Below are 21,920 nucleotides of genomic sequence, written 5' to 3' on the forward strand. Positions count from 1 at the left end.
GATGCTTTTTTAGCTCATCTACGCGCGCTTTGTGCTGTCTATTCGATTGTCAATGTACCGATGAAGGAGGAAAACTTGTCCTTCTTATTAACACTGACAAAAAAGGCAAAAAACAGGCGCATCAAATGAAACTTTATCAAAAATATTTTCCGAGCTGCTTTAAACCACGCCGGATGCTGTCCCGGACACGGCTTGGGTCTACACCTTCTACTTCAGCAATTTCATTTACCGTCATTCCCAGGTAGTATCTGGCATAAATCCTCTTTGCCTGTTTCTCCGGCAGCTTCATCACAGTAGCATAGACCTGCTCCTGAAACTGTTTTTCCTCCAAAACCATCTCCGGTGTTTGCGGCTTCAACAGCACCGCATTTTCAATGCCGTTGTCACAGTCCAGGGAGTAATGCGCCTTATAGCGATACATTTTCCGTTCATAGGCGGCCTCTGCTCGCTCGGCAGCTCGGATCGTCTCCAGCACATCTTCTGCTACTTCTACAAAGTGATCGGTTTTATAAACATCGGGATACAACTCCCGAAGGTTGATTTTCTTCATTATGTACCTCCATTTCGATTCACGGGTGATTGACAAGTGAATCGAAAGGAGGTGGGGAACGGCATCGGCAAACAACTGGATCATCTCTGAAAAAATGGCAACAAAAAACGCCAGATTTCCGCGATGGAAAACTGGCGCGCCAAAAACAACCACTATTATGCCGAATTACATAGAACGATAATGCCGATACAATATTATACTTGCCCGGAGGAGGAGCAATGCTTTTTTTAACTGATGTAGATCATGTGAGCTTTGAAAAAGCAAACGGGACACGGTAAATTAACCTCCAATCGGCTACCGTGTCCCTGCAAGTCGTCATTGGTTTGTGCAAACGCAAAGAAACGGCGGCTCTGAAAATCAAAGCCGCCGTTTCAAATGGGCGTGTCAAATTGTCTGCTCTACGACGGCTTTTTTTCTTTTGCCGTCGCCCGGCAGATGGTATCTTTATTTAGTTGCTGACTAAGGCTTTAATTTTACGGATTAAATCAAAATCCGTTTTGCAGCAGAAACCACCATAGTACAGTTTGGCTTTTTGCTCTAATGTTCTACTGTCATCGCCAGACATTCGCATTGATGTATTTCATGCAGGCTTCCTCCTTGAGATAATCGTCAAGTAACAAAGCCAGCAATTTATTTTGCGACAATTCTTACTCCATGCAAATGTCGCAATCTACTGGCTTTGCATGGAGGAATACTTCGTTGAGTTTTGTCATTAAACACCACTTCTTTCTATGCAGTAAATATTTATAATCATATCACGACAGTAGTTTATCTGCAATAACAATACACTACCCATATACGGCTTAATAACACAAATATATTTTAGATAAAAATACATCGAATTTTCCGTGATTCCCCCCATCTCTATTTTCGGTATAATCAAGCCTGTTAACCGGCATAATAAGGTTATTCCTTTGTGCAAATCGGCACGATAGAATATACTTGAGGTGAATGATTATGCCGATTGATGATTTGACTGCCTTAGGGCAAAAAATGCGGGAAGCCCGAAAGAAAAAAGACCTGACACAGCAGGAGCTTGCGGATCTGAGCCATGTATCTGTCAAGCAGATCGCCAGCATTGAAAAGGGACAAATCAATCCGTCCTATTTGATTTTGAAGGCATTGGCAAAGGTGCTTCCGCTCTCTCTGGACACTCTGATCAATCCAGATGTTTCTCCAGAAGATGAGGGAGCCAATCAGATGAAGATGCTTTATTGTAGCTGTCCGTCAGAAATGCGTGAAACCCTCTTGCACCATACACAGGAGACTGCGAAAGAACTAACAGAATTATCCGAAAAATTTGAAACGAATTGAGCCGGTGAGTGAAATTTGACTGTTTCCTCACTGGCTCCTTTCATTTCTGCAAAGAAAGGGGCAAGCAATGCCTGTGTTAATACACACAGGCCCGCAGAGAAGAAAATCCCTTTGTGATTTTCCTCTCTGCTTGCTTGTTGAGGGCAGCGCCCCCAAGCCCCTTTGAACACAGAATTTCATTCTGTGGCTGCGCGTTCTGCGAACGCTTTTGACCAGGACCAGCTTACCGCTGGTCGTGGTCTTTTTCTTTTTCAACATCCTGTTCTACCTCCATTTTCAGCACTCGATCTACATTTGCCTTTGCCGTTAAAAGCTCCCGCATTTCCTCACGGGAACGCCGGTACTCGGCATAGGTCTTTTTCTTTTCTTCCAGCAATTTCGCGTACTCCGTCTGCAACTCTTTGACCTTGGGAAGCTTCTTGACGCCCATCTCATCAAAGGCATTCTTAGCAGCCTGGTGGATCAGAATTTCTTCCTCATGTTCCTCCCGGAATTTCTTAGAGTAACCCGCTTTGCGGTATGCTACATAAGCCTCACGGGTCTTGGCATAATTTACGATGTGAGTACGCAGAACAGCAATCTCTGCCATGCGCTTTTCAGCCGCTTTGATCTGCGCCGAAAGTTCATTGTGATGTGCCGTGGCAGCCGTAGCCTTTTCTTCCAAAACCGCATACTCCAGCAGGTTATGCTCTGACAGGTAATTCATGGTCTGCGCCATTTGCTTCAGATTGAAAACTTTAGCCCATCGAGCATAGCCAGCACCTTTTCCGGCCTGCAATTTTGCCTGAATGTCCACCAGTAGATTGACCTTCGGCGGCTCCGGCTGCACGACGTTTTTTTTACGGGGCGTATGCTGTTTTTCTCCGGCCAGCACCGCACGAATTTCCGCTTCACTGTACCCGGCCCCCAGCTTGTCATCCATGCGGGCTACATTCTTCCAGCCGGGTGCTTTGAGCCGGATCGCTTTCCCGCGCCGGGATACCTCGCAGCCCATTTCGGAAAGCAGTTTCAGCAGCGCATCAAAGTCCGCTGGATTCTGCTCCAGCGCACGGTCAATCATTACTCGCAGCAGCTCTCGGTGAGAGGGCTTTGCCTGATCGCCCAGCCACTTGTTATAGCTCTTTCCGTGAAGTTTCGGATTCTCTACAATGGACAGTCCGTTTTCAATGCAGATGGTATCACTTAACCTGCGAACCGCCTTGGTACTGCCCCAAAAGTTTCGGAATTTCCGGTCATATTCTAAGCTGACCGATGACCAGATAATGTGATTATGAATGTGCGACTTGTCTATGTGAGTGCAGACCACAAAGGCATGATTGCCTTTGGTAAATCGCTTGGCAAATTCCACACCCAGCCGGTTAGCTTCTTCCGGAGTAATCTCGCCGGGGCGGAAGGACTGGCGCACATGATAGGCAATCACGTCATCTGCACCGCGCACTCGTCCGGTAGCGGCAATGTACTGCCGCTTTGCCAGAAGGAACTCTGCATCCGCAGTCCGGCTGTCACACGCATAGCCGGTAATGAACTTGCCGTTATCTGTTTTCTGTGGATTTGCTACATAGTCGATGATGTCACTGATTGCCCGACTTTCTGTGCGACCCTTGCCAACATGAAGCGGCATGATTCTTGTAGTTGCCATAATAGAAGGCCCTCCTCTCATAAATATTTTTTCGCTGAACTCTTTGCTTCTATCGTTGCAATAACTTTCTCCGCTGGGTATAATAAAAAAGAACATTCTACAACCTCAAAGGAGGGATTTTATGATAGAACAGCTCATTGCCGAAGCAACGGAATGTGATTTCAAAGTTGCTCTCGAAACAAAAAAGCCAAAAAGCTGGTTAAAAAGTGTCAGTGCCTTTTCCAATGGGATCGGCGGCACTCTGTTTTTCGGAGTCTCTGATGACCGGGAGCCTATTGGCTTGTCAGATGTTCAAAAGGATGCTGAAGCGATCAGCCGCTTAATCAAAGAACGTATCACACCATTACCGCAGTTTATCTTAAAGCCATTGCAGGAAGATGGTAAAAACCTGTTGGCTCTGGAGGTTTCTCCCGGCCGTAGCACCCCATATTATTACAAGGCAGACGGCGTGATGGAAGCATATATCCGTGTTGGAAATGAAAGCGTAATTGCCCCTGATTACATTGTGAATGAACTGATCTTAAAGGGAACCAATCAGTCCTTTGATACCCTAACAACAGACGCGGTAAAAAAGGATTACAGCTTTACACTTCTGGAAGCAACCTATCTGGAACGGACTGGTCTCCGCTTTGAGCCATCCGATTATGTTTCCTTCGGTTTGACTGATAAAAATGGACTCCTGACCAATGCCGGAAAACTCATGACCGATCAGCACACGGTTTATAACTCCCGTATGTTCTGTACCCGGTGGAATGGCTTGGAAAAAGGCTCTATCTTTGATGATGCGCTGGACGATAAAGAATACGAGGGAAATTTGATTTATTTACTGAACAGCGGCAGTGAATTTATTCGCAATAATTCCAAAGTCCGTTTTGTCAAAAAGGCACAGTATCGTGTAGACAAGCCGGATTATGCGGAACGAGCTGTGACAGAGGCTCTTGTTAATGCGCTTATCCATCGTGATTATATTGTGCTTGGCAGCGAAATCCATATTGATATGTTTGATGATCGGGTGGAAATCACATCTCCGGGCGGTATGTTTGGCGGCGGCTCAATTCAGGAATACGATATTTACAGTATCCGTTCCATGCGACGAAACCCTGTGATTGCTGACCTGTTCCACCGCATGAAGTACATGGAACGCCGTGGAAGTGGCCTACGCAAAATCGTCAGTGAAACTGAAAAGCTGCCTGGATACACAGAGGCATATAAGCCAGAATTTTCCTCAACAGCGACAGATTTCAGAGTTATTTTGAAAAATGTGAATTACCATCTTAGTCAGAAAGACTTAGTCAGTGACCAAGATTGTGACCAAGTTAGTGATCAAGATAAATCACAGGACATCCTACACGCAGTCTTGGATTTTTGTATAACAGAAAAAAGCAAACAAGAAATTTGCTCGTTTATTGGTTATCGAAATCTCACTTATTTTACAAGAAAATATTTGAATCCTCTACTGGCAAGTGGCCAGCTTAAAATGACTATTCCAGATAAGCCAAACAGTCGAAAACAAAAATATATTACAGTTCGTTCCGAATAAACAGCGAAGCAGGGCATTGGGTCTCATCTCCCATTGTCCTGCTTCTTTTCATTCCAGATTATATTCACATCATTTACCCATACATCCAATCCTGGATCGCAAATTTCAAATCCTGTACCTTACCCAACAGCCAGATCGCCGCAAGCGGCAATCCCATCGGGCTAATCAAAAAAGCTATAACCAGCAAAATCGCACCATTCTGCGGGGAATAGGTAATAAGCACAGCCACGCCAAGCAGAGCAATTACCGTGCTGAGTAGACCAAGCACCAGACCAGATATGTAGATCAGCCCCGTGCAGAGCCAGACAAAAAGCGTCAACACCAAAAAGACCGGTGCAGTTACGATCATCAGCAGGCATTTCAAAATCTTCATTCCAGTTTCTCCTTCCAACGCTCCAGATGCCGTTTGCACAGGGCATCCGCTTCTCTCTCATCATTTTCCGTCAACTCCCGCCTGCCTTTGGTCAGTTCAATCTCCACATAAGTCCGGTAATCATCGGCTAAGAGGTCGAACAGTTCCTTGGGAGTATGGCACACCTCGCCGGTGCAATAGTGAAAGTCCTGGTCAAATTCCACCCTTACACATCCGTGACGGCTGATATAAACTTCGATGGTCTCGTCTGCGGCCAGGTAGTCCGCAAAAATCTCCAGCACCTTTTCAAAGGTCAGCATCTGTTTTCACTCCTTTGCTACGCTTCTTATTCTACTCATATTATCCGGTACGGACAGACAAAAGACAAGGATACCGCCAAAAAGAAAAAGCGGAGGAAGGCGCGGCGAAGAAACGCCGTTCCTCCCTCCGCAGATGGGGTATTTGTCCCGGTTACGAAAGTTTGGAGAGTTGTGTCAGTATCTCTTTAACTCCGTCCCATAACTGTTCCTGCCGCTGGGATATATCCTCCAAATCGACATCATAAATCCGCCCGGTCTCATGCACCTTGCGGGTCAGCTGGTTTAAGTTGTTGCTGCTCCGGCGCAGCAGGGATACCAGTTCTTTCAGTTCCGGCAAATCCAGCTGCACCACATAGCCGTCCACAGCCATTTTCCGCAGATAGGCGCTCAGGTTTTTTGTCCCAAACTGTGCCATTTTCTGCTGAATCAACTCCATTTCATCAGCGGATACCCAAAACAGAACCGGCACATCCCGCTTGCGCTTGGGGCTGCTCATCGCTCCGGCTCCTGTTTCTTCGGGGCGGCAGGCTTATGGGCAGGCGGTTCCTGTTTGAGCTTTTGCAGGACAGAACTTTTCTGCTGTTCCTGCATGGTTTTTCTGGCCTGCCTGGTAAACAGATCGGTCAGACCGGGATTGACCCCATCCACAACCAGATAGGCGCAGTGGCGGGAAGCGCCGCTGTCCTCCGGCATGGGAATGGTTTTTGCCCAGGCTTTATTGTCCTGAGAGATACGCCCGTCATGGTTCTTGTGCTGGATGGTGTTTGCAAGAATGAACTGTACCCGTTCCGCCCCGAACTTTTCCAGCACATCTTTGACCGCCGCCTCCGTATCCAGCCGGTTCTCTGCATAGTGGGCGCTGATGGTCTGCTCAATGGCTTCTTTGCAGGCGCTGTTCGCCTGATACGAACGGTTATATTGTGCCATCTCTCCATGCTCGGACGCATAGGCGGCAGAATGGGGGTAGAGAGGGGCAGTTCGTAATTCTTCCTGCGCCTTGCACACATCATCGGCACGGTTTTCAATGCTGTCCCGGATCACATCCATGTAGCCGGTCTCCAGCTTTTCAAAATAACGGTACACATCAGCCAGCGGCGAGGGGGAATCCAAAAGCGCCTGTGCCTGTGCGTCGGTCAGCTCCAGCTGCTCCATCGCCATCACGATGTCCTCCCGGACCGTGTACTCATAGGTGTGGTGCAGGATTTCCTCCGGGGGCTGGCTTTTCAGCCAGTCCCGGAATTTATCCTGTTCATCAGACATTTTCTCATAAAGAGCTGTATTCCAATCTGTTGCATTCATAATCATCGTACCTCCTCGTGTTGTTTTGGTTTCTTTTCAAGGCTGCGTGGCGGCACAGGGCGTTTCAGGCTGTCCAGCACCGATGGCCGCGCACTCTTGGCAACCACAGTTTCCGGCTGGGCATGACCCTTGCCGTCAATGTTCAGCAAGGTGTCCAGTTCCACCAGACGGGCGGACTTGACCCGCAGATCGTCCTCAAAGGGGAACGGCTTTCCTACTTCCTCCTTGGCTGCGGCCTGCTGCTGGTAAAGGTTCTCCAGCTGATTTTTGACCGCTTCCAAACGCTGGGGCATCTGCGCCAGTGCGTTGTCGATACGGGTAAGATTTCCGCGCGGATCTGTACCAAGGGTTACCCGGTGGGTCATCTGTCCTTTCAGCAGGAGCGTATACTCCTGTTTCCAAGCGGAAAATTCCACGGATATGGCATAGCCCCGGTAGCTGCCGATCTGCACCGGATCGGAGGTTTTGACCTCCTTGCAGGCATCCAAAAGGGCTGCGCCGGCGTTCTCCTTATCGGTCAGCAGATCACCCCGGATTTCCATACCAGCAAAACCGTCCTCCGGGTGCGGGTGCGCTGCCAAAACCTCCAGATCGGATTCAAAGCCCTTGATAAAGCCTTTGTGCTTTTCAATCTCCTCCGGGAAGTATTTGAGCAGCTGGTCCTCCAGACGATATTGCTTGCTCTGGTGGTCGGCTTTCATCAGTTTCAGGCGGGATACCTCCACATCCAAATCCATACGCTCTTTGATACGGGGGTCTCCGGCACACAAAGCCTTGATCTCTGCAAAACTGAGGGCGGTTTCATCCACATCATCGCAGGAGCGCACCGGCGATTTAGAAGTCATGATCTGACTGATGAATTTTTGCTTATTCTCCACCGTCTGCCAGAGGTATGCGTCAAAGGTTCCTTCGGTCACATAGCGGTACACATGGACAAGAGAATTCTGGTTGCCCTGGCGCTCGATACGGCCCTTGCGCTGGGCAAGGTCTCCCGGTCTCCACGGACAGTCCAGGTCATGAAGTGCCACCAGACGGTCCTGCACATTGGTGCCTGCGCCCATCTTGGCGGTGCTGCCCAAAAGGACACGCACCTGGCCGGTACGGACTTTAGAGAACAGCTCCTTTTTCCGCACTTCGGTATTGGCTTCATGGATAAAAGCAATCTGGTCGGCAGGCATCCCCTGGGCAATGAGTTTCTGACGAATATCGTCATATACCGTAAAGGTCGGTTCCTGCTCCGGCAGAGGCACAGCGCCTTCCAATGCGTGAAGCAGTGGATTATCCAGCGTTTTCGCCGCCTTGCTTACAGGAGCTTTTGCCTGCGGTGTAGAAATGTCGCAGAACACCAGCTGGGTCAGCTTGTCAGCTTCGCCGTCCCGCCAGATCTGCATGATGTTGTCCACGCACTGATTGACCTTTGTGCCAGGTTCATCCGGCAGCATCTGGTTGACGATTCTCTGGTCAAGCCCCAACTTACGGCCATCCGAGGTAATCTTGAGCATATTGTCCTGGGACGGGTCAACGGTTCCGCTGTGTACCAGCGATGCGCGCTCCGAAAGAGCCTTGACCATTTCCTGCTGATGTTCGGTGGGCTGCGCCACGATGTTGCGGTATTCCACTTCCGGGGTAGGCAGATTCAGCTGGTCGGCAGTCTTAATGTCCGCCACTTCTTTGAACAGGTTCATCAGCTCCGGCAGATTAAAGAACTTGCTGAATCTCGTTCTTGCCCGGTAGCCGGTGCCTTCGGGGTCGAGTTTGTCAAGATACTTTTTGTGGATTTTCTAAATTAAATGATTTGTCCGTAAAGAAATCGCCCAAAACCTCGTGCTTGCAGATGTCTTGAAACACCGTATTCAAAGGCTTTTTGGCACTTTCGGACTGCTTTACATTTACGATGAATGTTGTCTTTCCAATTCGCTGTGAATAAGAATATTTCTGTTCTTTCATATAGTCAGTTCCTCTCTTTCATAAAATTTGATTGCTGGGCATTCACATTAGAGCACCCAGTAACCGCAGATTTTCAATATATCAAGAAGTCATTAAGTCGTGAGTATAATGGAAATGGTTATCTTTCCATACCACGCTTGTTTCTTCGAGCCTTGATACGCTCCTGTCGTTCTTTTTCCCTTGCTTCTTTTTCGGCTCGTTCCTGTGCTTCCTTAAAAGAAAAAAGTTGCTTCACTTTTTCGGTAAAAAGTTTAGCAACTTCGGGGAAATGCTCCAACGCTTGAAGAAAAGGTCTGCACTTTTCTTTCAGTTCGTTGTATTTAGTTTTCATTCTTTCGAGCGCGTTTGCATAGTCAAAATATTTCTGTCGGTAATAGTTGGCACTCTGTTCTAATTCGCTAATTTCCGCACGACTTGTAATGCCCTCTTTGGCAAGGGCAGTAAGCTCAGAATAATCCTCTTTGGAGATTGCCATTTTACCTGTGATTGTTTTCTGCCCCATACGGTCAATCTCGTTATAGGTTTTAGAAACATTACGGGCAGGCTCATATTTTATCTGTTCATGCTGAATGCGCTTCTGCAACTTCTCCAAGCGTTCCTTGTCCTGCTTGATTTGATATTGCAGGGAAGTCAGGTGTTCTGCTGTACTTCCGTATTCGCCACGCTGAAAGCCTTTGAAGCCTTGCTCCGTCATATGGTTAAACAATTCATCTTGCAGAATACTGTATGAAGCTCGGAACATTTTCTTGAGAACATTTTTCCTCTGTTCGCCAATTTCATTATCAGAAATATCTCCCACACTAAGAGCCATATCAAAACAATAAACATCACTGCTCTTGCCTCCCAATGGAATAGCATTTTCCCAAGCAATACATTCTTGTTCTTGTGCTTGAAGTTGTGCTTCTTTCATTTCATTTGAAGATGGAACACTCCCGTTTTCGTGCCTTATAAATACCGAAATTGCACTTCCTCTATATTTTCCCCTGCCGTAAGTTTGGGCAATTTTCAAACTTCCACAGGCACTCTCACTAAATACAATTTCAACCATCTGATATACCTCCGATTTAATTGCTCCTGTTTATGAATAAATCATCTCATGCAAAACAATTTCTTCTGCCCGGTTATGGATGTTATTACATCGTTGTACCCATTCTATTTGACAGGTACGCTTTAATTCCTCTGTCACGCCCTCGGTAGCTTTCATCTGCTCCATAATAGTGTCTAACCGTTCCTGTGCCTGTTCGTTCAGGTCTGCAAGATATGTCCACAATTCTCCGGTCAGTATCAATGTATTCAATCTGACTGGGTGGACTTCTCTTAAATATTCCCGGTGCATCCGTCCGTACTTTCCGATAGGGCGGTGTTCCTCCGGCAGTTTCAAGTCCGGGATGTAGTAATCTCCGACAAGGATATAATCAATTCCGTTTTCCGTTATTCTTGGTTTCAATTCGCTCATGTTCCTTACCCCCTGTGGAAGCAGGCTCGTCTGGTACTAACTCAATAACATCGGTAATCTCACAATTCAGCGTTTCGCAGATACGGGCTAATGTGTCCATGCTGATGTGCTTTCCCTCTTTGCTCATGTTGGCAATCATATTCGTTGTCATACCGGCGGCAAGCCTTAAATCTTCTTTTCTCATATCACGCTCTAACAGTGTATGCCAGAGTGGTTTATAGCTGATGTGCATATTGCTTTCCTGCCTTTCTATCCATACCACCGGGGCGGCTGCCCCGGCAGGAACTTTTCTCTTATTATAGCACCAATCTTGTGTAATCACAATTTATTCTTGTAGACTGCCGCTGATACCGTCTGGATTGTGCTTTTCCTTTCTTTTTGTTCCCTTTAATTAGCCATGAACTGCTTCATGCCCTGGCTTTTTATTTGTGTGTGATAAAGAAGCAATAGAAGTGTAAAATTTTTTGCCGTTCCTATCCGGCACTTAGCTACTGTGTCGGATAGGTCGGGCATTATTCGTCGGGAAGTTCTACCTTGCCGACAAAGCTGTAATAAATATCAATGTCCTGTCTGCGTGTGCCGTTCTCGTCATAGCTGCACTCATGGACAACGATTTTTTCAATAAACTCCCGCAGCAGGGTGTGGGTCAGTTCTTCAAAGTTCATGTGCTTGCGGACAATGTTCATAAACTTTTCTGCGTTTACGGTAGCTTCCTGTGCTTTGGAAAGCTCCGCCTGTATTCTGGCAACACGCTCTTTCAATTCCTGCTGTTCGGCTTCATAGTCTGCCGAAAGCTCCGTGAAACGCTCGTCAGAAATGCGACCGCTTACGCTGTCCTCATACAGCCGCTTGAAAATAGCGGAAAGTTCACCGATACGCTTTTCGGCAGCTTCCAGTTCCTTTTTCTTGGCGGCGTTCCGGCGTTTGCCGCCGTCCTCGTTCTGCTCGATCAGCAGCTTCATAAACCGGGCTTCATGCTTTGCCGCATAGCTCGTCACTTTCCGTAGATTGGAGAGAACGCCCGCAGTCAAAAGGTCGGTGCGGATAAAATGTGCGGTGCAGTCATGGGTGCGCTTCTTGTAGTTCCCGCAGATATAGCAGTCCTGTTTCCGCTTATCGGTCTGGTAACGCTGCTGATACATGACGCTGCCGCAGTCCGCGCAAAAGAGCATACCAGAGAACAAGCCCACTTCATCATAGCGGTTCGGACGCTTGCGCTGTTTGCGTAATTCCTGCACACGCTCCCATGTCTGGGTGTCGATGATAGGCTCATGGTGGTTCTCGAAAATTGCCTGTTTCTCAATGGGATTTTCTATGCTGTGCTTGGTCTTGTAGGACGGTTTCTCCGTCTTGAAGTTCACCAAACAGCCCATGTACTCCCGGTTTTCAAGGATATGCACCACGGTATTTGTCGCCCATTTGCACTCATAGCCGGGGTGATAGCGGCGTGTGCTGCCCGTCCTGCGGTATTCCAGCGTTCCCGGCGTTGGGATTTCCTGCTCGGTCAGCATACGGGCTATCTTGGTCGGACCGTTCCCGGCAAGGCACAGACGGTATATCTGCTTGACTACGGGTGCGGCTTCCTCGTCAATGATGAAATTTTCGTCCTCGTCCATGAGGTAGCCGTACACGGGTTTGCTCGTAACAGGCTTGCCGCTCATGCCTTTTGACCGTTTTACGGCTTTGATTTTCTTGCTCGTATCTCTCACCAGCCATTCGTTGAAAATGTTCCGCAAAGGGGCAAAATCATTGTCGCCCTGTGCGCTGTCCACTCCATCGTTTATGGCGATAAAGCGGACGCCTTTTTGTGGGAAAATCATCTCGGTATACATTCCCACCTGCAGGTAGTTTCGCCCTAACCGTGACATATCCTTTACGATAACAGTAGCCACTTTCCCGGCTTCAATATCCGCAAGCATGGATTGAAAGCCCGGTCTTTGGAAGTTCGCACCAGAATAACCATCGTCCGTGTACCAGCGCAGATTGGAAAAACCGTTCTGCTTTGCGTAGGTTTCAAGAATACGCTTCTGGTTGGAAATGGAATTGCTTTCGCCTTGCAGCTCGTCCTCATGGGATAGTCTTGGATAAAGGGCAGTGATTTTCTGGGTGGTCTGTCTTAACATAAAATCCTCCGTTTCCGACAGCCAGCCCCACTATTCCGTATTTCGATTATACCACATGGGGCGGCTGTCTGTATAGCGGCTTCTGCTTCTTTACCGCCTGTCAAAATGACGATTTTTTACTGTGCGGCTTGTAGCGTTAGGGCGAAAGCTGGGCTTTGTGTCCTGCGGCGGCTTCCGCCTCCAGCACTTTCATCATCTTATCGGCTGCGGTGTCGGTGGTATCTTTTTTGAAAAAGCCGGAAACGATAAGGACGGTGTTGCCCATGCGGATCTCTGTCACGCAGTCCGGGCGGCGTTCCGGGGTGGTGTTCTGCTTGTTCTCTGCCATAGGCAACTCCTTTCATTTCATCAATTCTTTTAGTCTGTTCAGCTTGGCTTGCGCCGTTTCACGGCGGAAGTTCTCTCCCGTAAAGAGGATAGGGGCGCACATTTCCAAAAGGCGGTCATAAATCCGGGCATGGGCGGTGTCCAGCGGATTTTGCAGGCTGTCCAATGTCAGATTGGTGGTAACGATTAAGGGCTTGCGGCTGCGGTAGCGGCTGTCAATCACATTGTAGACCTGTTCTAAACCGTACTCTGTGCCGCGCTCCATTCCAAAATCATCAATGATAAGCAGAGGAAAACGGCAAAGACGCTCGATATACTCGTTGCGCCCCTCAAAGCTGGCGGTCAGGTCATTCAAAATCGCAGAGAAGTTCGTCATGCGGACAGCGACTTCCTGCTCCATGAGGGCATTAGCGATACAACCGGCAAAATAGCTTTTTCCTGTGCCGACCTTGCCCCATAGCAGATAGCCGATATTTTCCTCGCGCATGATTTCCCAATGCTCCACATAGAAGTGTGCAATCTCCATTTGCGGGCATTTCCCGTTGTCGTTGGCGAAAGTCCATTCCTGCATGGTAGGATTGGTAAATCCCCGGCGTTTCAAGTCCTCCACGGTGTCAAGGTGCTTTCTGCGCTGTTCGGCGGCTTCACGCTCCAAACGCTGGGCTTTCTGGCAGTCACATTCTGCCGGGTGGCGGTCACGCCCAAACAAGGCGGCTTGCTTTTCCGGGAAGTAGGCTTCTTTCGGAGTGTGACACTTGCCGCAGTAAAGCAGTCCGTCCTCGCCCATGTAGTCCTCCGGCTGTGGGGTAACAGCCGTCATATTCAAAACTCGTTCTGTAAACAGATTACTCATAAGCTCTCGCCCTCCTTGCAGGTGTATTCGGGTATGCCCTGTTTCGGGGCAGCCTTTGCGGTATCGTCTGCCGCCCATCTGCGAATAGTGGCGGCGTGGTTTTTATATTTCTTGCCCGTGGACGCGATATAGCCGGAAAGCCGCTCAATATAGTACGCCCATTTTTCGGGCAGCTCCGCTTGCAGTTCGGAAAGCTCCGTATCAGTCAGAAATACATTCTCATATCTGCCATAGCTGCGGGCGAGGGCTTGTCCCTTTAACTCTTCCTCTTTTTCTAACTCTATATCTATCTCTTTCTTTATCTCTATCTCTGGTGGACGAATGTCGGACAAATGTCCGCCATTTGTCCGCGGCGGCAAAAGTGCCTTATTTTCAAGCCTTGCGGCGCGTTTCCGTTCCGCTTCGGTAGAGGATTGACCGATCATCAGCTCGATGTCGGTCATATAAAGTAGCCCGCAGTCAAGCTGCTCCACAAGCCCTAACTGCTGGAAGATGGCTAATGCCCGTTCCACCGTCCCGATTTGGTGACGGGTCAGCGTGGCTATCATCTGGGCGGTATAGGGGATATGCTCGTCAAGCTGCAATCTGCCGCCATTTTTCAGCGATTTTAAGTACAGCTTCAAGAGGATATTGGAATACAAAATCCCGTCTTTCATGTCCTCCAACAGCACAATGGAATCGCTGTCGAAGAAGTTTTCTTTCAGTTTGAGGTAGTAATATTTGCGGTTATCTGCCATTGGCGGTGTCCTCCCTGTGTTTCCATCTCTTAGAGAAATACCGGGGGCAGAGGACAATAATCGCCCAGAAGCTCTGCTTGCAGCCGTGTGTGCAGCCCCGGCAAAGGTCATTGTAGGTAATACGGTTTCGGTGGTTGAGGAAAAAGCTCCATTCCAACCGCCGCTTTTTGCTCATACGTGGCATTTCTCGCTCCTTTCTGCCGTTTCCGCTGGTATAAGCGGATAGGTCGGTAAAAATGTAGTTTCTCGGTGTCATTTTCGGGGATTTCCTGCGCTGTGCGCCCCGTTTCAAAGGTGGGCAGTATTGCGGGATAGGGTGCAGGGCATATCCCTGTTTTGGTATCGTTTCGGGGCGGTTTTTAACGCTCATGTTCGTGCTTTTTCTCTCTGTCTTTCTCGCCTTGCAGGATTTGAGAAAGATTGCTTTTCACGGTATGCAGCTCCTTGACACGGGCTTTTTTCTCCCGGTATTCGTTGTAATGGGCGTTCTTTTCGGCGGTAAGCTGCTCGATTTCCGCTTGCAGGGCTTTATGGCTTGGCAGCTTGGAAACGCCATGCGCCCGGAAATAACGGGTGGCTGCGTCCGCTATGATAAAATCGCTTTCGTGCCGTTCCCGATAGGTGCTGCGGGCTTTCTCCGTTTTCTGTGCTTTCAGACCGTCACGGGCAGGCTTGGTCTTGGCATAGGCAAGCACCTGTGTCTGAAGCTCCTTTTTCTCCCGGATAGCAGCGTCCAGGGCTTTCAGCTTGGCGGTGCTGTCCTGTAAATCCGCATTGGCAGATACCAGGGCTGCGTCCAGCTCCTCCGGCGAATAGCCGTACTGCCCGTAGGCGGCAACGGTAGCCGCCATTTGTTTCAGATTGTGGACTGCCGCCCAGCGGTCATAGCCCGCGCCCTTTCCCTCCGCTCGCTTCGCTGCCCGGTCAACCATGCGCTGAATACCGTCCTTTTCCGGGGTGGTTTGGACAGCTTTTTTGCCCTGCAAACGCTCCCTTATGTTGCGGGGGTATTCGGGTACGGTTGCGGTCTGCTCGGCGGCTCTGTGGGCGTTCTGTTCCAAAAGGGCAAGAACGGCAGCGCGGTCAAAATCATCTCCCAGCTTGCGGGCGGTAATGGGCTTTGTCCTGTCCGGCGTGAGGTAGGATAGCCGCCCTCGGCTCTCCTTGACAGTCACGCCCTGTTGCAAGAGAACGGCGGCGAACTCGCCATAGCTTGTGGCAGAGGACAGCGCGGTGCGTATGGCCTGCCGCAATTTTTCCTTGTCTGTTTCAAACTTCGTGGGCTTGGCTGGCTGCTCCTCGGCTGGCAAGGCGGCAACTTCCTTGTCCAGCTTTGCCTGCCCTTTCCGCTGCGCCCAATACTCACGCTCGGTAATGCGGTTTTTGCTGCCATGCAAAAGGTCGATTTGATAGAGATTTTCCCGGTGGCACAGCTCCATGACTTCGGCTTTGAAGTATTCCATCGCCGCGTCTGTGCAGCGGTGTTTGCACCCGGCGCGGGTGTCTGCCGGTCTGTCCATGTAAGGCAGGAACGGAACTTCCTCTATCCGCAGAGAATTGATAACGATATGCACATGGATATTGCCGCTGTGGTTGTGTCCGTCCGGGTGGGTGCAGACAATGGCTTGGTGTCCGGGAAACTGCTTCCGGCAAAATTCCTCGCCCAACGCCTGCGCCCGGTCTACGGTCAAACCGTTGTCCACCGCGTCCCGTGGGTCAAAGCTGATAATGTAGTGGTGGCTTTTTACATCTTCCCGCTTCTGGTTCTTCCCATAGCGGAGATTGGAGCGCATACAGGCAACGGCAAAATCCTCGTCGCCGCAGTTCAGCGTGGCTATTCGATAGTCCTCTCTGAGCATGAGCCGCCCGTTTTCATCAAGGGTGGGCTTCATGGTAAACTCGTCATGTTCAAAGGTGAGGTACTGCTCGGCTGCGCCATAATCCGCATTTTTAGAGCTGATATGTTTGAATGTTGCCAACAGCGTCACCTACCTTTCGCAGGACTTCAAACTTCAAGGCAGCAAGGTCAGAAATGGCGGCGCGGACTTCAACGGACAGGGCGTTGTATGGTGTGCCGTACTCGTTGAGGGCGCGGGCAATCTGATTGAGGTTGCCACCGATTTTTCCGTATTCGGCGGTCAGCCTGCCAACGGCGGACAACAGTTCATCATTGACCGGGGAAACGGTAACGATGGGACGAATGGTCGCCCGTGTAATGGCTTGCCGGATAAATTCGGATTGGCTCATGTCATAGTGTTTCAGCCGCTCGGTGAAGTCGGCGTATTCTTCCTCGGTCATGCGGGTTTTGACCACATGGCAGCGGTGGGGTGTGTTATATTTTTTCTTCAAGCGTTGACCTCCTTTCTCGCCCGACAGGGCGCATGAGCAGGGTTTGGGGAAGGCACTCCCCAACAAGATTTACCAAAGGGGGCAAAACCGCAGATATGCGGATTTTGGCACCGTGGTAGAATCTTGCTCTAAAAAACTACCGCTTTCCTCGGCGGCTCTGGTTTGCGGATATACTGGCTTGCTCCACCAATATAGCGATTGCGGTGGCGTGTTCTGCCCGCTGTTCACCACTACAACGGTGAAAAGGGGGCGTTTTGGCAAACGCAGCGGAAATTTTTTTGTTTTCCCTGTCTGCTCCCTACAACAATCCGGCGGTGTGGTTTGCCAAAGATTTTTGAAAATGGGCGCAAAAAAAGCAGTAAACCTTTTCAAGATTTACTGCTTATCTGCCGCTGTGATGGGTGGCGGTATTAAATTGTCAGCCGTTTTTCAAATGGAATTTATCTGCAATCGCTTTCTTTCTGCTTTCCAATTCCTTTTCTGTAATCTTCCATAATCCTAACGCAATGATCTGCTATCTTTTGCATTCCGAGTTCTTCAAAAAAGGCAATTTGTATTTTCATCAGTTCTTCACAAACAGTCAACTTCTGCTCATCCATATTGCTAATAGCAAGCCATGGGAACGCTTTATATTTCTTAGTGTCCCCAATGAGAAAATTGTACCCTATCAACTCATTTTCACGGAAAACGAAATAGAATTGTGGGCCTGAACCTGGAACTGACTTTTCCATAATTTGCTGCATTGTTCTCACGCCGCCGTATGCCGGAAAAAAACCTATTCGCTCAAGAGCATTTAATATGTCAATCCTTTTATCTGTGGGTATGTCTCTATAATTGATAATCTGTTCCATTTGCTCTACCCTCATTGAAGTTTAATTTGTCAGGCTCTAATTATACAACTTTTCTGTTTAGCGGTCAAAGCGGAACTTCAACAGGCTTTCTATCAGTTGCCTGACGATATGCTCCTGCATATCCGTGTTAATCTGTCCGTCCATTTTCGCACAAGAGCGGATATATCCCGCATAATGGGATAGGACGGCGGCAACAGCTTCCGGGTCGCCCTCGCTTGCCTTAACGATTGTCTCATAGGGAAGTAGCTGGTTCATAGGACAAGCCCTCCAACTCTGCCCGTAGCCGCCGTAAAATCATCTGAATACGCCGCCCGGTTGTGTTGCCAGCCCGTCCATATCTCCGTCCAATCTCCCTATGCGTCAATCGTTGGAAGTAGTACAGGAAAATGATTTCCTGTTCCATCTGTGATAGTGCGGACAGCGCTGCGGCAAGCTCTGGACTTTCCAAAAGCACCATCTGACCACAGACGAAAAGCGGATAGCTGGTCATGCCGGATTGCTCCGCAAAGTATTTATCTGTGGTACTGAATGGATAGTGTTTTTCTTCTATCAGATATTCAAGCGAGATTTCCCGCTTGCGGCGGCTGCGTATGCTCCGGGCTGCGTCTATGGCAGCGTGGCGAATAACGGTCTTGCAAAAGGCATCGTGTGTATGCCGGATATGTTCTTGATACCTTTCGTGTTCGGTCATGGAAAATCCCCCCTTTCTGAATAATGGCAGAGGGCGGCAGCATTTTATGCTGTCGCCCTCTTGATTACCGAACAGCAAAGACGGGCGGGGCTGTCAACGGCGGCGCATTTGCGCCGTTCATCTTGACCGTTGACAGGCTCGGCTGGGTTTGCTATCTGCTCACGGCAATTCACTCTCATTGATAGGAATTGCTTCAAGTTCCGTATTCAAATTGTTCCAATAAGAGCCAATATCCGCACTTGTAAAATACTTAAAACCGCCTGCTTCTGACTTTAATTCGCCGTTTTTAACTCCATAGCAGGCGTAAATCAAATCGTAGCTTGTTCCATCTGAGAGGTTAAATCTAAAACTGGTCACATCTGCTCCGGCAGTTTCCTCAGTTGTTTTGTCTTTTAGGGATAAGCCCTTGAACTTATCATACAGGGTCTTTATATCATTTTCAGCAACAACTACTTTCTTTTCTGCTGATGCAGGCACTCCGTCATAGTGGTACATTTCAACGCTTTCGACATCTTCAACCTCAAATGGGAAGTCGATTTTGACAGGCTCATAAGCAATGTTTATAGGTAACAGAAAGAGAGCTGTAAAAATTGCAATGGTACAAAGAGCGATGGAAACGAGAACAGCAATCGTTATCTTTTTTCTGCCTCTCTGCTTTTCTTTTGCCTCATGGCGCATAATAACGCTTTCGCTTTCTTCGTGAAGAACATCTTCGTTCGTGTGAGAAAGTAATTTCTGATAAATTGCGTTACAGTCAGCACAGGCGTTCAAATGCTCTTTTACCATCTCTGCGCTTGCTTCGCTGCAAGCACCGTCAACATACAGCGGAAGAATATCTCGAACAATATCGCATTGTTTACTCATGCTTTTCATCCATCCTTTCTTGAATTTTTAGCTTTGCACGATGATAAGTAACTCTCGCCCATGATTCTGTTTTTCCAAAAATTGCAGCGATTTGTGAAAAAGATAGTTCCCCGAATACGCGAAGCTGAAAGACTTCTTTGTATGGTTCTTCCAAACGGTGAAGAACGAGGTGTATGCGGAACGCCATGTCAGAATCTGCAACTGAGTTCTCAACATTTTCATTTGATGGCAAGTCATTGATTTCACTCACATCAGCTACTCGCTGACGGCTTCGCATTTCATCATGGTAAAGATTTTTTGCTATGGAGCAGAGCCATGTCAATTCATCTGACTTACCTTTGAATTGTGATGTTGTAGAAACAGCCTTATATAATGTGTTCTGCGTGATTTCCTCTGCTATCTCACGATTTTTGGCAAGAGAAATAGTATACGAGTATACCTGTAAATAGTAGGCTTTATAGAGCTTTTCATAGTCCATACTTGTCATCACCTCCTTCAGCTTCATAGGTTAGACGGAGAAATCGGAATTTCGTTACAAAGAAGTTTGAAATTTTTATGCCTTTACGCTACTCTTGCTTTCTGCGGACTATTGGTAGACACGCATTAACGGCAAGCAAAGAGATTGCTGTGTCAGCTTGATATGTTCAAATGCTAATTAAGTATAGCATACAGCTATGAATTTTTCTATTGCGTTCCCCTGACTTCGGAATAGTGGCAGGGCTGGCTGTCTTTGTTTTGCTTTGTGCTTCTCTACCGTACATGAGCATTTGCACCGGGGTTGTCGTTGCCGTAACCTTCCAGCAGGTTGATAACGCCCCAAATACCGAGACCGGCACCGAGCGCGATAACGAGGGTCTGAAGAACGGTGATTGCCTGTTCAAAAAATGCCATATAGTTTGTTAGCCGGAATCTGATTAAAAAATAGGTTTGTCATGTTTCATAGGCATACAAAAGCCGGAACAATCTGCCGCCCGGTTTCCGGGGGCATGATTCCGGCTGTCCTCCTTTTTCATTATTTTTTCTTGCGATTGTCCGCTTTGTACGCCAATGGCCCGTAGAGGGCAGGTGCGGCGAATAGATAAGATCACTCCCTTCAAAAGCGAACAGTGTTAAGCACCCTTTGTGTCTACTTCATAGACATCGCAGACCTCATTGGGCTTGAGTTTCAGCCTTGCGGACAGGAATGCTTCAATGTCAAAAGCGTTCTTATCGTCCGCGTCGGCAGTGTACTTGAAATTGGGATGCTTGGTGATGTCGTACTTATCCGAAAGGAAAGGACGCACACCACGCAGCTGGAGGATGCACTTGTTTCCGTCCATCGTTGCAAGCTCATCCTGGCTCATCAGCTCTTTCCCCAATTTTTGATAGTTGAGCGAGTGGGAAGTTTCCCGTCCACGGCTCTCTCCGGTGTTGTAGGTGTCGATGGTTTCCTTGCCCAGCACGGCAGCCAGCTCCTTGAGGGTGGTTGGCTCCTTACCGCCCAGGAAAATGGAAGTATCCATGTTTCCGATAATGGTATCGGCGTTATCCTTATAGATCGCCTTGAGCTGACTCTGCGCCTGCAACACCAGACAGGCGGAGATCTCACGGCTTCGGATGGTTGCCACCAGCTTTTCCAAACGGGGAATCTGCCCGATATTGGCGGCTTCATCAATGAGACAGCGCACATGGACCGGGAGCCTGCCGCCATACACATCGTCGGCTTTTTCGCAGAGCAGGTTGAAAAGTTGGGTATAACACATGGATATAAGGAAATTAAAGCTGTCGTCCGTGTCACTCATGATGAGGAACAGGGCAGTTTTCCTGTCTCCCAGAGTGTCCAGCTCCAGCTCATCATAAGCCGTGACCTCACGCAACTCTGCAATGTCGAACACGGCAAGGCGAGCGCCGCAGGAAATCAAAATCGACTTGGCTGTTTTTCCGGCGGCCAGCTTATATTTCTTATACTGGCGCACCGCAAAGTGATTTGGCTTCTCGGCTTCCAGTGCATCAAACATCAGGTCCACGGGGTTTTTGAACTCCTCGTCATCCTCCCGAACCTCCATGGCGTTGATGAACTCGATGAGGGTGGAGAAGTTTTGCTCCTCCACCGGGGCCTCATAGTGGATATACCCAATCAGCGCACAATACAACAAGGTCTCTGCTTTGACCCAGAAATCGTCCCCGGCCTTGCCTTCGCCTTTGGTATTGGCGATCAGCGTTGTTACCAGCTTCAAAATGTCCTTTTCGGAGTGGATATAGGCGAAAGGGTTATAGTGCATGGACTTCTTGAAGTTGATGGTATTTAGGACCTTGATTCGGTAAGGCTCATAAATGACCTTGCCGTGCTTATCCTTCATGGGCTTTCCGTCTTTAGCCAGTTTGGGTGCGCCCCTTTGGAGCATTTTTCCGCACTCCACCAAAATGGTTCCCTTGGGGTCTGTGACCACATAAGAACTGTGCATCTGCATCAGATTGGGCTTCAGCCAGAAGCGGGTCTTACCGGAACCGGAGCCGCCGATCACCAGCACATTTTTGTTTCTGGCGGTCTTTGGGTCCTTGGGGCGGCTGTTCATGGTCAGGCTCTCCGTTTTCGTCAGAATCACATTGTTCTGAAATACAGGATCAACGTAAGGTGCAATATCCTCACGGGTTCCCCATGAAGCGTTTTGTCAAGTGCTTTTTTGAGTTATTGACGCAAATTATCGTGAAAGTGCGAAAGTGCAAAG

General features: G+C 48.6%; 25 protein-coding genes and 3 pseudogenes. 3 read left to right on the forward strand and 25 right to left on the reverse strand.

All coding sequences use genetic code 11. The annotated features are described in order from the left end of the window. Nucleotides 1-136: 136 nt before the first annotated feature. Entirely contained in the window at nt 137-550 is a 414-nt protein-coding gene (locus tag C4885_RS08015) for a sigma-70 family RNA polymerase sigma factor (RefSeq protein WP_113999843.1), read from the reverse strand. Nucleotides 551-1,507: 957 nt separating this feature from the next. On the opposite strand from C4885_RS08015, the gene C4885_RS08030 reads away from it, so the two are divergent. Next, on the forward strand, nt 1,508-1,864 hold the full coding sequence (locus C4885_RS08030; RefSeq protein ID WP_113999844.1) for a helix-turn-helix domain-containing protein: 357 nt from the start codon (nt 1,508-1,510) through the stop codon (nt 1,862-1,864). A gap of 223 nt (nt 1,865-2,087) precedes the next feature. Here C4885_RS08030 and C4885_RS08040 read toward each other — a convergent pair whose 3' ends face one another. Beyond that, nucleotides 2,088-3,503: a relaxase/mobilization nuclease domain-containing protein gene (locus tag C4885_RS08040; protein ID WP_097785486.1), complete on the reverse strand. Its 1,416-nt coding sequence runs from the start codon at nt 3,501-3,503 to the stop codon at nt 2,088-2,090. A 121-nt stretch (nt 3,504-3,624) separates the two neighbouring features. On the opposite strand from C4885_RS08040, the gene C4885_RS08045 reads away from it, so the two are divergent. Further along, nucleotides 3,625-5,043: an ATP-binding protein gene (locus C4885_RS08045; RefSeq protein WP_097785485.1), complete on the forward strand. Its 1,419-nt coding sequence runs from the start codon at nt 3,625-3,627 to the stop codon at nt 5,041-5,043. A 73-nt stretch (nt 5,044-5,116) separates the two neighbouring features. Here the strand turns inward: C4885_RS08045 and C4885_RS08050 are convergent, their stop codons facing one another. The 16 genes and pseudogenes from C4885_RS08050 to C4885_RS08130 form a co-directional block, all read right to left on the reverse strand. Continuing rightward, on the reverse strand, nt 5,117-5,416 hold the full coding sequence (locus C4885_RS08050) for a CD1845 family protein (RefSeq protein ID WP_097785484.1): 300 nt from the start codon (nt 5,414-5,416) through the stop codon (nt 5,117-5,119). Continuing rightward, nucleotides 5,413-5,715 carry a hypothetical protein gene (locus C4885_RS08055; protein ID WP_097785483.1) on the reverse strand — a complete coding sequence of 101 codons (303 nt, stop codon included), beginning with the start codon at nt 5,713-5,715 and terminating at the stop codon, nt 5,413-5,415. Before C4885_RS08055 ends, C4885_RS08050 begins: the two co-directional genes overlap by 4 nt. Nucleotides 5,716-5,866: 151 nt before the next feature. Next, on the reverse strand, nt 5,867-6,211 hold the full coding sequence (mobC, locus tag C4885_RS08065) for a plasmid mobilization relaxosome protein MobC (protein ID WP_002576211.1): 345 nt from the start codon (nt 6,209-6,211) through the stop codon (nt 5,867-5,869). Beyond that, complete coding sequence (locus C4885_RS08070) at nt 6,208-7,014, reverse strand: DUF3849 domain-containing protein (protein ID WP_097785481.1); 807 nt, start codon at nt 7,012-7,014, stop codon at nt 6,208-6,210. Before C4885_RS08070 ends, mobC begins: the two co-directional genes overlap by 4 nt. 2 nt (nt 7,015-7,016) lie before the next feature. Then, nucleotides 7,017-8,771, reverse strand: a pseudogene (locus tag C4885_RS08075) (helicase-related protein); the annotation flags it as partial. Nucleotide 8,772: 1 nt separating this feature from the next. Beyond that, nucleotides 8,773-8,961: a transposase gene (locus tag C4885_RS08080; RefSeq protein WP_055173307.1), complete on the reverse strand. Its 189-nt coding sequence runs from the start codon at nt 8,959-8,961 to the stop codon at nt 8,773-8,775. 118 nt (nt 8,962-9,079) lie between these two features. Then, nucleotides 9,080-10,009, reverse strand: coding sequence for a hypothetical protein (locus C4885_RS08085; protein WP_113999845.1), 930 nt, complete (start codon nt 10,007-10,009; stop codon nt 9,080-9,082). Between the two features lie 30 nt (nt 10,010-10,039). Further along, nucleotides 10,040-10,417 carry a TnpV protein gene (locus C4885_RS08090; protein WP_055079944.1) on the reverse strand — a complete coding sequence of 126 codons (378 nt, stop codon included), beginning with the start codon at nt 10,415-10,417 and terminating at the stop codon, nt 10,040-10,042. Further along, complete coding sequence (locus tag C4885_RS08095; protein WP_306773502.1) at nt 10,377-10,739, reverse strand: helix-turn-helix domain-containing protein; 363 nt, start codon at nt 10,737-10,739, stop codon at nt 10,377-10,379. Before C4885_RS08095 ends, C4885_RS08090 begins: the two co-directional genes overlap by 41 nt. Nucleotides 10,740-10,929: 190 nt before the next feature. After that, nucleotides 10,930-12,540 (reverse strand): recombinase family protein, encoded by a 1,611-nt coding sequence (locus C4885_RS08100; protein ID WP_113999846.1) that lies wholly within the window; start codon nt 12,538-12,540, stop codon nt 10,930-10,932. A gap of 136 nt (nt 12,541-12,676) precedes the next feature. Further along, a complete protein-coding gene (locus C4885_RS08105) occupies nt 12,677-12,868 on the reverse strand; it encodes a transposon-encoded TnpW family protein (protein WP_005932101.1) in 192 nt (63 codons plus the stop codon). Between the two features lie 12 nt (nt 12,869-12,880). After that, nucleotides 12,881-13,720: an ATP-binding protein gene (locus C4885_RS08110; protein WP_054324685.1), complete on the reverse strand. Its 840-nt coding sequence runs from the start codon at nt 13,718-13,720 to the stop codon at nt 12,881-12,883. Beyond that, nucleotides 13,717-14,457 (reverse strand): phage replisome organizer N-terminal domain-containing protein, encoded by a 741-nt coding sequence (locus C4885_RS08115; protein ID WP_005933730.1) that lies wholly within the window; start codon nt 14,455-14,457, stop codon nt 13,717-13,719. The genes C4885_RS08110 and C4885_RS08115 overlap by 4 nt, the downstream gene beginning before the upstream one ends. After that, complete coding sequence (locus tag C4885_RS17025; RefSeq protein ID WP_113999847.1) at nt 14,447-14,641, reverse strand: hypothetical protein; 195 nt, start codon at nt 14,639-14,641, stop codon at nt 14,447-14,449. The genes C4885_RS08115 and C4885_RS17025 overlap by 11 nt, the downstream gene beginning before the upstream one ends. Before the next feature lie 175 nt (nt 14,642-14,816). Then, nucleotides 14,817-16,436: a relaxase/mobilization nuclease domain-containing protein gene (locus tag C4885_RS08125; protein WP_055155943.1), complete on the reverse strand. Its 1,620-nt coding sequence runs from the start codon at nt 16,434-16,436 to the stop codon at nt 14,817-14,819. Then, nucleotides 16,408-16,806 carry a plasmid mobilization relaxosome protein MobC gene (locus C4885_RS08130; RefSeq protein WP_008818019.1) on the reverse strand — a complete coding sequence of 133 codons (399 nt, stop codon included), beginning with the start codon at nt 16,804-16,806 and terminating at the stop codon, nt 16,408-16,410. The genes C4885_RS08125 and C4885_RS08130 overlap by 29 nt, the downstream gene beginning before the upstream one ends. A gap of 43 nt (nt 16,807-16,849) precedes the next feature. On the opposite strand from C4885_RS08130, the gene C4885_RS16655 reads away from it, so the two are divergent. Beyond that, a complete protein-coding gene (locus C4885_RS16655) occupies nt 16,850-17,302 on the forward strand; it encodes a hypothetical protein (protein WP_173792342.1) in 453 nt (150 codons plus the stop codon). Here the strand turns inward: C4885_RS16655 and C4885_RS08140 are convergent. From C4885_RS08140 to C4885_RS08170, 7 genes and pseudogenes are all read right to left on the reverse strand, one after another. Beyond that, nucleotides 17,247-17,672, reverse strand: a complete 426-nt coding sequence (locus tag C4885_RS08140) for a hypothetical protein (RefSeq protein ID WP_055155944.1) — start codon at nt 17,670-17,672, stop codon at nt 17,247-17,249. The genes C4885_RS16655 and C4885_RS08140 overlap by 56 nt on opposite strands. A gap of 42 nt (nt 17,673-17,714) precedes the next feature. Continuing rightward, nucleotides 17,715-17,912, reverse strand: a complete 198-nt coding sequence (locus tag C4885_RS08145) for a helix-turn-helix domain-containing protein (protein ID WP_008818017.1) — start codon at nt 17,910-17,912, stop codon at nt 17,715-17,717. Next, nucleotides 17,890-18,348, reverse strand: a complete 459-nt coding sequence (locus C4885_RS08150; RefSeq protein WP_113999848.1) for an RNA polymerase sigma factor — start codon at nt 18,346-18,348, stop codon at nt 17,890-17,892. Before C4885_RS08150 ends, C4885_RS08145 begins: the two co-directional genes overlap by 23 nt. Before the next feature lie 159 nt (nt 18,349-18,507). Further along, complete coding sequence (locus C4885_RS08155) at nt 18,508-19,212, reverse strand: zf-HC2 domain-containing protein (RefSeq protein WP_113999849.1); 705 nt, start codon at nt 19,210-19,212, stop codon at nt 18,508-18,510. Next, nucleotides 19,205-19,717, reverse strand: coding sequence for an RNA polymerase sigma factor (locus C4885_RS08160; protein ID WP_113999850.1), 513 nt, complete (start codon nt 19,715-19,717; stop codon nt 19,205-19,207). The genes C4885_RS08155 and C4885_RS08160 overlap by 8 nt, the downstream gene beginning before the upstream one ends. A gap of 257 nt (nt 19,718-19,974) precedes the next feature. Next, nucleotides 19,975-20,103: pseudogene (locus C4885_RS08165) on the reverse strand (Maff2 family protein); the annotation flags it as partial. A 218-nt stretch (nt 20,104-20,321) separates the two neighbouring features. After that, nucleotides 20,322-21,860 (reverse strand): annotated as a pseudogene (locus tag C4885_RS08170) (VirD4-like conjugal transfer protein, CD1115 family); the annotation flags it as partial. Between the last annotated feature and the right edge of the window lie 60 nt (nt 21,861-21,920).

This window comes from Subdoligranulum sp. APC924/74 (genome assembly GCF_003324125.1).
Taxonomy (GTDB): domain Bacteria; phylum Bacillota; class Clostridia; order Oscillospirales; family Ruminococcaceae; genus Gemmiger; species Gemmiger qucibialis.